The organism is Pseudomonas sp. FW305-20 (genome assembly GCF_058788075.1).
Genome location: NZ_JBYTAJ010000062.1, coordinates 1 through 14,059 on the forward strand (window position 1 = coordinate 1; position 14,059 = coordinate 14,059).

The 14,059-nt window shown below is 57.4% G+C and carries 8 protein-coding genes and 1 pseudogene; 4 read left to right on the plus strand and 5 right to left on the minus strand.

The window, feature by feature from the left end; translation table 11 throughout:
- Window positions 1–128: 128 nt before the first annotated feature.
- Window positions 129–1,013: pseudogene (locus AC3WP4_RS28105) on the minus strand (LysR family transcriptional regulator); the annotation flags it as partial.
- Between the two features lie 100 nt (window positions 1,014–1,113).
- Here AC3WP4_RS28105 and AC3WP4_RS28110 point away from each other — a divergent pair.
- From AC3WP4_RS28110 to guaA, 4 genes are all read left to right on the plus strand, one after another.
- Window positions 1,114–1,881 carry a sulfite exporter TauE/SafE family protein gene (locus AC3WP4_RS28110; RefSeq protein WP_102616755.1) on the plus strand — a complete coding sequence of 256 codons (768 nt, stop codon included), beginning with the start codon at window positions 1,114–1,116 and terminating at the stop codon, window positions 1,879–1,881.
- A gap of 184 nt (window positions 1,882–2,065) precedes the next feature.
- Entirely contained in the window at window positions 2,066–2,614 is a 549-nt protein-coding gene (locus tag AC3WP4_RS28115; protein ID WP_046046046.1) for a hypothetical protein, read from the plus strand.
- Window positions 2,615–2,731: 117 nt separating this feature from the next.
- A complete protein-coding gene (gene guaB, locus AC3WP4_RS28120) occupies window positions 2,732–4,201 on the plus strand; it encodes an IMP dehydrogenase (RefSeq protein ID WP_102616756.1) in 1,470 nt (489 codons plus the stop codon).
- A gap of 99 nt (window positions 4,202–4,300) precedes the next feature.
- Window positions 4,301–5,878, plus strand: a complete 1,578-nt coding sequence (gene guaA, locus AC3WP4_RS28125; RefSeq protein WP_074873964.1) for a glutamine-hydrolyzing GMP synthase — start codon at window positions 4,301–4,303, stop codon at window positions 5,876–5,878.
- Window positions 5,879–6,064: 186 nt separating this feature from the next.
- Here the strand turns inward: guaA and AC3WP4_RS28130 are convergent, their stop codons facing one another.
- The 4 genes from AC3WP4_RS28130 to AC3WP4_RS28145 form a co-directional block, all read right to left on the minus strand.
- Window positions 6,065–8,368, minus strand: coding sequence for an autotransporter family protein (locus AC3WP4_RS28130; RefSeq protein WP_102616757.1), 2,304 nt, complete (start codon window positions 8,366–8,368; stop codon window positions 6,065–6,067).
- Window positions 8,369–8,672: 304 nt separating this feature from the next.
- Window positions 8,673–9,512 (minus strand): alpha/beta hydrolase, encoded by an 840-nt coding sequence (locus tag AC3WP4_RS28135; RefSeq protein ID WP_173860508.1) that lies wholly within the window; start codon window positions 9,510–9,512, stop codon window positions 8,673–8,675.
- A gap of 210 nt (window positions 9,513–9,722) precedes the next feature.
- Window positions 9,723–12,764 carry a membrane-targeted effector domain-containing toxin gene (locus AC3WP4_RS28140; RefSeq protein WP_102616758.1) on the minus strand — a complete coding sequence of 1,014 codons (3,042 nt, stop codon included), beginning with the start codon at window positions 12,762–12,764 and terminating at the stop codon, window positions 9,723–9,725.
- Between the two features lie 58 nt (window positions 12,765–12,822).
- Window positions 12,823–14,059 (minus strand): membrane-targeted effector domain-containing toxin (locus tag AC3WP4_RS28145; protein ID WP_218244359.1); only part of this gene is annotated, 1,237 nt, incomplete at its 5' end.

The window sequence follows — 14,059 nt, forward strand, 5'->3', positions numbered from 1 at the left end:
GCCTTGTCCCTCCTCCTCCCTTCAAGTCCTACCATACAAGCGAGCCGGCTCGCGAAAGCGGTGTTACAGCCAACATTGATGTTGAATGTTGAACCGCTATCGCGAGCAGGCTCGCTCCCACAATGGTCTGTGCAGGTTTTGATGAAGTATTGAACCAGTGCCGTGGGATTTTGCCGGCAGGCGAGGGCGACCGTGCTGTGGCAATCGGGATCGGCTAAGGGCAGAAAGTGGATATCCGGCGGCGCGATGTCCTGCATCGATTCCGGTAACAGCGCGATGCCGAATCCGGCCTGGATCAATTGCAGTTGCGTGGTTTTGCGCGACACCACCCGAGCCGCCTGCGGAAAGAACCCTTGGCGCATGCACAACTCGGCAGACAGATAGCTCAGGCCACCACGCTGTGGATGAGGGATGGAAATAAACGCTTCATTCTTCAACTGCGCCAGATCGATGCCAGGCGCGGACTTATCCACAGCCAGTCGATGATTCGGTGGCACTGCCAGCAACAAACGCTCGCGATACAGCGGAACAATCTGCACCCCTTCACGCTGACGCAGCACCGGCAGGCGCAACAGTCCCACATCGAGACGACCTTCTGCCAATTCTTCCAGTTGCGCCTCGGAGGACAGCTTGACGATGTCCATGGACACACCGGCGTGCCGATCCAGATAGTCGCTGATGCCTCGCAACAGCCGACCACTCATGGGCACAGTGCTGGAGTGACCCAGGCGCAACACGCCGACTTGACCGCTGCCCACCTGAGTGGCCATCTCGCTGGCCTTGGTCAGTTCGTTCAGCAGGTTTCTCGCCCGAGGCAAAAAGGCTTCACCCGCTGCCGTCAGTCGAGGCTGGCGCGCGGTGCGTTCGAACAGCGGCGTTTGCAGCCGGGTTTCCATGTCCTTTATCTGCCGGCTCAAGGCGGATTGCGCAATAAACAGTCGTTCGGCTGCAGCGCTGAAGCTGCCGCTTTCGGCGATTTCCACGAAGTAACGCAATTGGCGGGTTGAAAGCACCAGGTATGCCTTTTCGAGATGGGTTGACGACGTTGAAGATATTAGTCGCAACGCTCGGTGCTGGCTAAAGTCATCGCAGGAATAAAAGGAAGCCGTATCGATGAATGTGCTGGAGTTGTTAAACCAATGGCCGTGGGGTGCGGTGGATTGGCTGGTGATTGGATTGGGCGTTGCCTTGGCCTACATCGTTTTCGGCATCGCTGGTTTTGGTACCGCGCTGGTGGCCGGGCCAATTCTGATTCTGTTCATGCCGCTGTCGAAGATCGTGCCGCTGTTGGTGCTGCTGGATTTTGTCGCGGCGTTCGGCAATCTGCTGCCTTCGCGACGGGATGTGGCGAAGCCTGAGTTGCTGCGACTTCTGCCGTGCATGGCGGTGGGCTGCACGTTGGGGGTGATTTTTCTGTTGAATCTGAAATCCGATGTGTTGCTGCTGTTGATGGGGTTGTTTATCAGCGCTTATGCGATTTACAGCCTGTGGATTAAAACCCGTCCGGCGCAATTGTCTGCCGCGTGGGCCATGCCGATGGGCACGGTGGGCGGGATGTTCGGGGCATTGTTTGGCAGTGGCGGCTTTTTATATGCGATTTATTTGAACAGCCGCCTGCCCAAGGAGGCGGCCCGGGCGACCCAGAGTGCGCTGATCAGTTGCAGCACGGTGGTGCGCTTGAGCCTGTTTGCCGTCGCCGGTGTGTACGCCGAGCTACCCTTGTTGGTATTGGCGCTGTGTTTATTGCCGGCCATGGCATTCGGGCTGTGGATCGGCCGGCGGTTGACCATGAGGTTGTCCCGCGAGGCGTTTGTGCGGCTGGTGACCTGGTTGGTGCTGGCCAGCGGAATTGCATTGATCGGGCGGTATTTGAGTACTTGACCGGATTTCGTCAGGGATTAAGCTGCCGGCCGCCCTGGCGCCATCGCGGGCAAGCCCGCTCCCACAAGGATCTCAGGTGAGCACAAATGTGTTTACGACCGAGATCGTGTGGGAGCGGGCTTGCCCGCGATGGCGTCAGGACGAACACCGCAGAAATATCCATTTGACGCAGTAGGCTTGCACCATGAATTCGCAAAGCATCATCGTCCCGAAAATCTCCACATTGCCGGTGCACGAACCCCGGGCCCGGGCGGTCGTGCGTTGGCTGGTGCGCAAGAACATCATTAAAGAAGAACTGACCACCTGTGGCCGCACTGGCAACCGCATGGCTCATGCCATCGCCGACGGTGCCCGCGCTGTCGTGCTGCATCCTGAAGCGCTGCCGTTCGGCGAACCGATCAATGGCCTGGAAATCATCACCAAGCGCTGCATCTACACGCCCGCCAAGGGTTTCCTTGAAGAGGCGGGCTGCGCCGAGTGCCGCAAGGAAGTCGGCGAAGCGCTGTTCGAAAGCCTGGAAGACTGGATGCCGGGGCGCACCGATAACTTCACGTGTCCGGAATGCGGGCATGAAGACGACATCAACGGGTTTCTTTTCCTGCAGGAATGCGGCTTTTCCAACCTGGGCTTTATCTTCAACAACTGGGCCGAGGCCGGGTTCAAACAGAGCTTCATCGACGAATTTGCCGATTGGCTCGATCAACCTGTCAGTTGGGTGAAAGTCGAGCTGTAGGCGACGACAATCCCCGTATATCAGTAATGCTAATAATAGACAGAGTTTTACATTGAACCCGAGGGGGTGTCTGACTATAATGGCGCGCTTCCATTTTCCCGCTCGGGAGCCCCCGCGATGCTGCGTATCAGCCAAGAAGCTCTGACATTCGACGACATTCTCCTAGTGCCTGGTTATTCCGAGGTGCTTCCTAACGAAGTCAGTCTCAAGACCCGCCTAACCCGTGGCATCGAGCTGAATATTCCTCTGGTTTCTGCCGCCATGGACACCGTTACTGAAGCCCGTCTGGCAATTGCCATGGCTCAGGAAGGTGGCATCGGCATTATCCACAAGAACATGACCATCGAGCAGCAAGCTGCCGAAGTGCGCAAGGTCAAGCGTTATGAGGCCGGCGTGGTCAAGGACCCGATCACCATCGAGGCTGACGCCACGGTTCGTGAACTGTTCGAACTGACCCGCATGCACAACATCTCCGGCGTTCCGGTTTTGCACGATGGCGACCTGGTCGGCATCGTCACTTCCCGTGACGTACGTTTCGAAAACCGTCTGGACGCCACCGTCCGTCAAGTGATGACGCCTAAAGAGCGTCTGGTCACGGTCAAGGAAGGCGCCGACAAGAACGACGTCCGCGAGTTGTTGCACAAACACCGCATCGAACGCGTGCTGATCGTCGACGACAAATTTGCCCTCAAAGGCATGATGACCGTCAACGACATCGAAAAAGCCAAGGCATACCCGCTGGCGAGCAAGGACGACCAAGGTCGTCTGCGTGTTGGTGCTGCAGTCGGTACCGGTAAAGACACCGGTGATCGCGTAGCCGCCCTGGTCAATGCCGGCGTTGACGTGGTGGTGGTCGACACCGCTCACGGTCACTCTAAAGGTGTGATCGACCGCGTTCGCTGGGTCAAACAGAATTTCCCTGAAGTGCAGGTCATCGGCGGCAATATCGCCACCGGCGCTGCCGCCAAGGCTCTGGCCGAAGCAGGCGCCGATGCAGTCAAGGTCGGTATCGGCCCAGGCTCGATCTGCACCACCCGTATCGTCGCCGGTGTCGGCGTCCCGCAAATCAGTGCCATCGCCAACGTTGCCGCTGCCCTCGAAGGCACAGGCGTTCCGTTGATCGCCGACGGCGGCATCCGTTTCTCCGGTGACCTGTCCAAGGCCATCGTTGCCGGTGCCTCCTGCGTGATGATGGGCTCGATGTTCGCCGGTACTGAAGAAGCGCCAGGCGAGATCGAACTGTTCCAGGGTCGTTCGTACAAGGCTTACCGCGGCATGGGTTCGCTGGGCGCCATGTCCCAGGCTCAAGGTTCCTCCGACCGTTACTTCCAGGACTCCTCGGCAGGCGCCGAGAAGCTGGTTCCGGAAGGGATCGAAGGGCGTGTTCCTTACAAGGGCACATTGAGCGCCATCATCCATCAACTGATGGGCGGCCTGCGTTCCTCGATGGGTTACACCGGCAGTGCCGACATCGAAGAAATGCGCACCAAGCCTGAGTTCGTGCGGATCACCGGCGCTGGCATGGCCGAATCCCACGTTCACGACGTGCAAATCACCAAAGAAGCGCCAAACTACCGCGTAGGTTGAGCCTTCCAGCAAAAAGTTAAGTAACCGGGGCTGTTTTATTCAGCCCCGAGTTGTTTCTGAATCACGACTGTTTCTGAATTACTTAGACGAGACTGAATCATGGCCCTCGACATTCACGCTCACCGCATCCTGATCCTCGACTTCGGTTCCCAGTACACCCAGCTGATTGCCCGCCGCGTGCGTGAAATCGGCGTGTACTGCGAACTGCATCCGTTCGACATGGACGACGAAGCGATTCGCGAATTCGCTCCAAAAGGCGTCATTCTCGCCGGTGGCCCCGAGTCCGTGCACGTCGCCGACAGCCCTCGCTGCCCGCAAGCGGTGTTTGACCTGGGCGTACCGGTCTTCGGTATCTGCTACGGCATGCAAACCATGGCTGAACAGCTGGGTGGCAAGGTCGAAGGTTCCGAGCTGCGTGAGTTCGGTTACGCCCGTGTCGACGTGGTCGGCAAGAGCCGTCTGCTCGACGGCATCGAAGACCACATCGACGCCGACGGCCTGTTCGGCCTCGACGTGTGGATGAGTCACGGTGACAAGGTCACCAAGATGCCTCAAGACTTCCACATCCTGGCCAGCACCCCAAGCTGCCCGATCGCCGGCATGTTCGACGACGCGCGTGGCTACTACGGCGTGCAGTTCCACCCGGAAGTGACCCACACCAAGCAGGGCGGTCGCATCCTCTCGCGCTTTATCCTCGACATCTGCGGCTGCGAAGCCTTGTGGACGCCTTCGAAGATTGCTGAAGACGCCATCGCCAACATTCGCGCCCAGGTCGGCACCGACAACGTACTGCTCGGCCTGTCCGGCGGTGTGGATTCCTCGGTGGTTGCCGCGCTGCTGCACAAAGCCATTGGCGACCAGCTGACCTGCGTCTTCGTCGACAACGGCCTGCTGCGTCTGCACGAAGGTGAGCAAGTGATGGCCATGTTCGCCGAGAACATGGGCGTCAAGGTGATCCGCGCCAATGCCGAAGATCAGTTCCTCGACAACCTGGCTGGCGAGTCCGACCCGGAGAAGAAGCGCAAGATCATCGGCCGTACCTTCATCGACGTCTTCGATGCCCAGTCCAACAAACTGGACAACATCAAGTACCTCGCCCAAGGCACCATCTACCCGGACGTGATCGAGTCGGCTGGCGCCAAAAGCGGCAAGGCACACGTGATCAAGTCGCACCACAACGTGGGCGGCCTGCCGGAAGAAATGAACCTCAAGCTGGTTGAACCCCTGCGCGAGCTGTTCAAGGACGAAGTCCGTCGTCTGGGCCTGGAACTGGGCCTGCCGTACGACATGGTCTACCGTCACCCGTTCCCGGGCCCGGGCCTGGGCGTGCGGATCCTCGGTGAAGTGAAGAAGGAATACGCCGACCTGCTGCGTCGCGCCGACCACATCTTCATCGAAGAACTGCGCAAGGCCGACTGGTACCACAAGGTCAGCCAGGCATTCGTGGTGTTCCAGCCAGTGAAATCGGTTGGCGTAGTCGGCGATGGCCGTCGTTACGCTTGGGTCGTGGCCCTGCGTGCCGTGGAAACCATCGACTTCATGACCGCACGTTGGGCACACCTGCCTTACGAACTGCTGGAAACCGTTTCCGGCCGGATCATCAATGAAATCGAAGGCATCTCCCGCGTCACCTACGACGTGTCGAGCAAGCCGCCAGCGACGATTGAGTGGGAGTAAGGGTGACCGCAACTATCTGTTTTATAAGTAAAAAATCAGAGAATTTGCGATTTTTCCACGTCGTCAATGGTATAAGTGATATTCAGTTGGGTAGGTGACATCGCCAGACCCTTACTGGCTTTACCATCAGCCTCAAACAACAAAACCCGCATTGGCGGGTTTTGTTGTTTCAGACGAAGACGTTAATCAGAAGTCGTAACGCACGTTCGCAGTGAAGGTGTCGGCGTCGAAACCACTGCTGGTCAGGTAGTTGTACGTCCCTCCAACGCTCCACGCGCCCACGCGGTAGTTCGCGCCCAGTCCCAGCTCGTAGCTGTGGCGCGCCGGTGTCGCGCCTGTGGTGGTGAACGGGGTACCGCCGAGCACGAAGGTGGAGGTGGTACCGGCCTTGTCGCCGATGAAATCGTGCCAGGCCATCAGCTTGGCTTCCGGTTCCAGGCTGCCCATACCTACGTCAAAAGCGGCCGCCAGGCGAGCGCCCAGACCCATTTCGCCGATTTCATAACGCTGGCTGCCGACGTTGAGGGCGGCTGAGCTACCTTTTTCACGGTACGAATCAATCGATACGTTGGCATAGCGCGCACCGACCTGTGGTTCCAGCAGCCACTGCTTGTCTAGCTGGAAAGTGTAGCCTGCCAGTGCGTTGACGCCGAAGATCTCACTGTCGTAGTCGGCCTTGGCGCGGGTACCGGCGATGTAGCGTTTGGACTCGTTGTCGTTCCAGCCATACATCAGCGAGGTGTTGACAAAGAAGTTGTCACGGGCCCAGTTGCCGTACAAGGTCAGTGCATGGCCGCTGACGTCGGTTTTGTTGCCCTGGTCGGATTTGACGTCGCTGGTCAGGTAGCTGTAAGCCAGGCCCACGGTGGTATCGGCGTTGAGCTTGCCGTCGGCACCCACGGCGATGCCGTTAGTGTTGGCGTCGTAGCCGTCGATACCGTGGCGGCTGTCCTGGTTGGCATCGCTGGACAGCGCTTGCAGCCATACGCCTTGTTCTGCCAGGACGTCACCGGAGGACAGACCGCTACGCGCTTTGCTGGCGCGGCGGTTGATGGCACTTGCGACCAGGTTCTGGCTGCTGGTGGCGGCGTTGATCGCCCCACGGCTGACGTCCGGGGTCAGGGTTTCGGCAAGTTTGGCCAGATCTTCACTGGTGGCGGCGTTGGCGAAACGCTGGAATACCGGGTCGCTTTCGTCCATCTGGCCCAGGACCGTGTTCTTGAACGGCTTGATGGCGTTCACCACGTTGCGCGAACCACGGGCACCCAGCAGGTCTTGCGTGATCACCTCATCACTGCGGGTGGCAACCAGTGCTTTCACGTCCTGGCCTTCGATGCCGAAGTTCCTCACCTCAAGCAGCGCCGAGGAGGAAACCACGGACAGGTTCTGCGGGTCTTCCCAGGTTCCAGAGTTGATGAGGGTGTAGCGGGTGCCCTGGGCCGACGTGCGGAAGTCGTCGGAGCGAGCCTGCAGTTCGATCTGGCTGCCTGGAGAGAAAAAGGTATTGCCGGTGACTTTCAGGATCGGCGTGTTGGGCAGTGTGTTGTTATCCAGCAGCAGGCGCAGGCGCGCAGTGTCGCTGTCCATGTCGAGGTCGCCCACAATCGTGGTCTGCGGGCGAAGCAGAGTCAGGCGGCCACCGTCGATATCGACGAAACCGGCGCGGATGGTCGAGCCATCGAACATCGCGTCCCCTTGCACCAGCACACCACTCAGGCCCAGCAGGTCACCCTTGACCTGACCACCTTGCCAGTAGAAATATGAAGGGGAGGCATTGTCGTCCGCCAGAATCGCTGCGGTGCCGCCTTCGATCAGGCCCCCTGTCTGCCTGATGGTGAGGGTGTCGAAACCGCCGGAGGTGTCGAGACTGCGAAAGTGGATACCGACTCCGTCGGCGGAGATAGTCCCGTTGGTGTTGATATCACTCTTGAAGGGAGCACCTGTCATCTGACCGGTAAAGCGAGCGTTCTCGATCTCGATACCTGCAGAGTCGATGCCACGAGCGATGATAGTGCCCGAGTTATTGATGTGCGCCTGGGTCGAGGTGATCATCATGCCATTGGCATCTTCGCCAGTCACAGTGATGTTGCCGTTGTTGTTCACTTCACCAGCGATATTCGCCAGATACAGGTCCAGCCCCATGGCGCCGTTGCCGCTCACCGTAATGTCGCCATGATTTACCAGATCGCCGGCGACGGTGGAATTGAGGGTCATGGAGATGCCGGCCGGGATGTCGCTGGGGTTCGCAGCCGTCAGGTTGATTTTGCCCTGGTTGACCAGATTGCCCGCCAGGGTCACATCGATCAGCTCTACACCTGCGTTTTGCGACGTCCCGGTGAAGGTGGCGTTATTGAAAACATCACCGGAGCTGCTGTATGCCCCTGTGCTCAGGTCGTGGTTGAGGTCGGGTGCGGGGGCGGCATGGACCGTGGCAGTGGTAGCCGCGACGGAAAGCGCCAACAGCGAGCGGCGCAGGTGGGAAGTGTTCAAGGCAGTATCCTTACAGGGCAGAAACTGACAGGGAACAACCTACGCGTCAGCGTCTGTTTTAGGCATCCCTGCCAGCTTGTCAGTGAAGTGCTGATTCAAGCGCGCCCAAATTTACACGATGCCTGTAGGACAATTCATCATTAAAAGAACCAATGACGAAAAAAAGCTAAAAAATGCGACGCTACAGTTGTTTTTTGAGGCTTTTCTGGATTATTCAGCAATAATCGAAACTTTAGGGTCGCCGTTGCGGTCCCGCCCGGTCGGATGTTTTTAAACGGACCTGCCCACCCTAAATCTCAGGATTCTAATGTGCCAACGGTGTATTAACCCATCGGCTCCATATCGCTTCCCACCCCCTATCATGGCTCACTCCTAGTACATGGACGCTTTGGGAGAGAGGCGAGCCAAGCTCCTGTTGGTACCTGTCAGCTAAACTACCTGGGATAATCGGGTCTGCTTCTCCGATGAGATGACGCTGGGGTACTAAGGCGAGTCGATTACGATAGTCCAGCGGATCCAGTGAGCCGTCGAGTGGCGACAGTCCTTTCATCGTCGCCCACAGGCGGGGACTGAGATTGCCAGCAAGGGTTTGCACCTGGGTAACATCATTGCGCTGCGCTGCTAACAATAATGCGAGAGCGGCTCCACCTGAATACCCCACCAGTTCGAACTCCCTATTGCCGTATCGCTGTTTTAATTGGTCCAGCGCCTGGCTGAGGCGGGTGACCACTTCCTGAGAAAAACGTCGATTGGTCCAGAGCGCTGTTTGACAGGCTGCGGCCATGACGAACTGGCAGGGGCGTGCCAGGTACGCATTCGGTGTCGGATCATTGACCGCCAGTCGTGGCACTAACAGATTGTGCGGGCTCGGATCCAGGTTGGGTTGAGTGGCCGTCGCCCAGGAATGGCCATCGCCTTCCAGGTAGACACGCAGGCGAGTCATCTTTTCTGCAGTTTGCGGCGCAAGTAACAAGAGGGGGAAGGCGTGTCCCGGCAGAACCTCCAATTGTCGGCCGTGCTCTTCAGCCAGTTGTTGCAGTGCCTCGCGCGGCGATTGGCAGGCGATGAGAAGCGCGCTGACCATCACCATCCAGGCTTTATAGAAGCCGGACAATGTCCGACAAAAAGGAAAGTATCTACTCATCATATGTCATAACACACCTTGGCAATGGAGGCCTCGGCGGGTTGTTTATCAGTCATGATATTTTCCATGGATTTGGATGATTTTGTTTATCTTGAGGCTATTATTTAAAGGGTGAAATTGTCTAGTTGATAACCCGCGCTAGCCTTGATGGCTTGATTGCAGGTAACAAAAAAGGCCGTGTGAACACTGTTCACACGGCCTTTTCACGTTTTAGACGCCGGGTAGCCGAACGGGGGCCATGCCAATTCTGTGCAGCGCGGAACTCAAGCCCTCGGTCGTTGGAAAGCGTCGTCCGCTGATTTGCCAGGAATCCCGTTCGATGTAGTAGCCGTTTGCATCTTGTTTTATGGGCGTGCGAACGAGTTTTCCCCAGGTCACGATGCCGTTTTTGGTGACGGTTCTGCTGCGATGAACCAGTATTGGTTCACCGGTACTGGTGCTGAGGGTGTACATGCCAGGCCTGGGCAGGCCATCTTCCAGCCTTTGCGCAAGGGCCACGCTTTTCGGCGTCGGGATCTGCAGCAACAAGTCATTTCTGACAAAACTGACCGCTTGCCCCGGGCGCGCCACATCGGAGACCCCGGGGTCGACCTTGATACCGCCGAGCTCATCCGGGCCCACACTCTCGATACGCAGGCCGATGCTGCCTTCAAGCTCACTGACACCCGCCACGTCAGCATAGGTATTGGCGTGGCTGTTACCGACCAATGCCACCCAGCGATGGGCGCCTCTGGCTGTCTGGTCGGCGCCAATGACTTGTTGGGCGAAGAAATTCATCATTTTTTGCCGGAAATTGAGATCGGGCCTTTGAATACCGGCGCTGCGGTAACTGGCCAGGCAGTCGATGGCTTGCACGCGGATGTTATTTTTTTGCGCTGTCCTGACGACCTGTTCAAACGTGAATTGTTTGCTGGGGTCGGTCGAAAAAGTTGCATCAAGATCCTGGAGGTAGCTTTCCAGATCCTCGGACATCACCCCGGTGCGGTTGAACACATCCAGGTCCGCTTGATGGAAATCGGTCAGCAGATGCTCCATGTACAGGGTTTTGACCTTCTGTTTGCGCAGCACGCTCATGTTCTCGATCAAAAATTGTTTGCTGCCCACGCTGGAGTGACTTTCGCCGACGACCAGGCTTTGTGAGCGCTTGAACAGGGTCTTGATGATGTCCTTGAGCTTCGCATTCGCGATGAACGATGGAATGGCAGGCCTGGGTGGCAGCTGTGGTTGCGGCTGCGAATAAAAGGACACGGCGTCGTCGTGTAGTCTTCGGCGTAGTCTTTTGAAGGCTTCCAGCTCATCGGCTGGATTGTTGGGATTGATAAAGCCGTCCTTCAAATCGCCCTTTGTCTCCAAACCATTGGCTGCCTTTTTGAGGGCTGGCTTGATCTCCTGCGGAACATCGTATGCAGTCGCCGGGGCGTCGAAGTCGGGGAGTGGCGGCTCGGCCCTGGCGAACAGATCGGAAAACTTGCCGCCTCCCGCCAGACCGGGGCGCGTGAGGGGCACCCACTCACCCATTTCATCCAGGCGCACCGGTATGTTGCGGTAAAAGGAGTGGGGATCGACCGGATCAATGATCGTCCAGGTCTTCAGTTCGTTGCTGTAGCGCACCTGGTAGAAACTGTCCCCCATGGCGATGTAATTACCGCCTGTCTCGGGCTGATAGATGCCTTGAAACTTGCCTTCCCCGTTGATGGGGGAATAGCCATCGAGGATTTCATTGGTTTCAAAAGGCGCCAACAGGCTCGCATCTACCGGGTCGGGTTTGATGGATTCGAAGGGAAGTTGCAGCGGAGGGCTCGGCGACTTCAAATCTTCCCCAGGGGTGATTGTCTCCTCTGCTTCCGCTGCTTCGGCGAACTCGCTTGCCCCTCTCAGGAATGGCAAGTTGAACAGGATGTCCACGCTGCCAAGGATGGCCCCTTTGATCGCGGCCTTGCGTTCCGCTGGGGTCGTGGCGTTGATGGCCTGATCGATGTGCAAGCCGACATTGGCAATGCCCGCGCCTATGACAACCAACGCTGCTGGCCAGGCCGCTGCAGCCATTGGCCCAAAGACGCGGTTGAAGGCATTGAGGTAGCCGATCCACAGCTTTTTGCGTAGCTCGCCATTGGAATGCAGCAGGTAATTGGCGTCGCTGAGCATGCGCTCATGGGTGGACTGGCTCAAATGGGTGAACACATCGCCGCTGATTATCTCGCCACGGTAGTGAAGCAAGTGATGGTCGGCGGCGGTGTTTTCATCAGGTAATACCTCGTACGCATGGGTGAGGCCGACATTTTCATATTGCGTGTTCTCCAGGAAATGAGTGAGCAGGCCAATGCCGGTGAAATTGGCGAGCTTGTGCCCCAGGGAAGTAGGCTTTTCCTGAACGATGTCGCGCTCTTGCTGCTTGAAGTGCATGAGCATGCGTTCACGGCCTTCGGCGTCCTTGACCTCATTGACCAGCCATTCGTGCAGCTCTTCGACCTTGTTGAAACAGTGAAATCCTCTGAGCTCGCCCGGAATGTAGAGAATGTTCAGGTCACCGTCGTCAGTGATACTGAAAATATCCGTCGAAACGAACTCATCAATGCAGAACTTGCGAATCGATAAACCGCTGGCTGTGGCCGCCTCGTCCATCAGCATTTGCCGGGTGAGCGGCCTGCTGACATTACCGGCGCAGGCCCTGAGCACCAGGGTGAAATGTTCACGGGACAAGTGCCCGCTCTCATAGTCTTCAATCGCTTTGGCGATGAAGGTGCACTTGGCCAGCGCACGGAAGTTGGCGCTGTGTTTTTCCCAGAATGTCGCAATGGCCGTTTTGTAACGGTCAGCGAAATTGATGTCCCAGAAGGCTTTCAGCACGTCGCTGGCATGCAGGCGCACTTCGTTGGTTTCGTCGTAACTCTCGGCGTCATCACCGACCCGGTAAAAGCCCCCGTAGAGATCCAGCAGGTCGGCATTGTCCTGGTCGTGGACGCTGAAGCGGTGCATGACCAGTTGCGGGAAGGTCATGGATTCCTTGGGCTTTTCAAGGATGTGCTGCCAGCCGGTAAAGGCCTTGGAACTGCTTTGGGCGCCATGGAAACGGTGCCACCAGACGTTGTCCGGAGTTATGTCGGTGATGTGATGTCTGGTGAGGATATCCTGGGCGATTTCGTACGCCATGGCGTACAGGTCGGGGCAGTCGTCGACCAGGTCGGGGACCAGGGCCTGGAGGGCCTGGGCATCGGCGGAGTTGGTCAGGATGAGGTCTTGGGTATCGTCCATGATGCTTTCCTTGGTATGCAGTGAATTCGCGAGCAAAACTGCTGTTACATACAACTGATCAAGTGGGAATGCGCATCTGCAGCCTCATACCTGAGTTGTTCAGCGAGCTCGACAGCGCTTCGATGCTGGGGAAAGGAAGCCTGTTTTGTGGCCAGGATGGTCGGTCGATAACAAAACTGCCGTTGGCGAGTCGCTCGACCGGCGTGCGATTGATCAGTTCGTTTCTGCCGCGGTGAATCAGGGTGTAGCTGTCACCGGTTTTCTCGAACAGGTATTTGCTGGGTACATCGAGTAGCTTCTCCATTTGCTGCTCGGTTCGGATCGCCGGCATCGCTTCCATTTGTATGCGAAGGTCTGCATAGAATGGGTCGAAAGTTCCGCGCATGGTCTCGTTCTGCATGATCGGTCCGCGATCGATTTCGATGCCGGGATCCAAGGTGATGCCCAGGCTTTCGCCTGGATTGACCTCTTCGATCCGCAGGCCGATACCGCCTTGCAGTTCACTGATGCCGGCCATCCCGCGGAAGGTATTGATGTTTTCCTGTCCGGTTAACACCACCCATTTGGTCGGCTGATTCAAGGCCTTATCGGCAAGCATGATTTCGTTCGTCAGGCTGTTAGTGATCATTTGCTCTTCAACCGGCCTGAAAAAAAGCGGTTTTTTAAAGCTTGTTGCGCAGTCGGTGGCCTGGATCCGGATGTTGTTTTGTCTTGCGCTCTTGACCAGTTCCAGTTCGTTGAAACGCCCGGCGGGATCCTGGCCGAGCTCGGTTAGGTATTCGTGCAGATCCTTGGGCATGCTTCCCGTGTTGAAAAAGGCATTCAGATCTTGCTGGGCAAAATCACTGAGCAAGCCGCGCATGTAAATCGTATTGACACCCCGACGAGCGAATTCAGGCATGTTTTCAATCATGAAGCGCATGCTGCTGATGCGATCCAGGGTTTCACCCACGACCAGCCCCGGTGCTGTTTCGAACACTCTCTCAATCAATTCGGCACTGGTCATGGACTCACTGACGGCAGGAATCATTGGCCGAGACGGCAGGTTGCGCCACTGCAACTCGTTGAAGAAGCGTCCGGCCGTGGACCTCAGCAGGTTTAGCTTGTCGGTGAAGTGACTTGCGTAGCGGTCTTCCACCGTGAACACGGGCAAGTGACGCATTGTAAGGCGGACATGGGTTTCGAATAGGTTCAATGCCCATTTTTTTAGTGATGCCTGGAGTCGCGGCTGAACATCGTATGGCGTTCTCAGAGTACGAAGAGGCTGCATTGTGGGGTGGGGGGAGGTAGAAGCT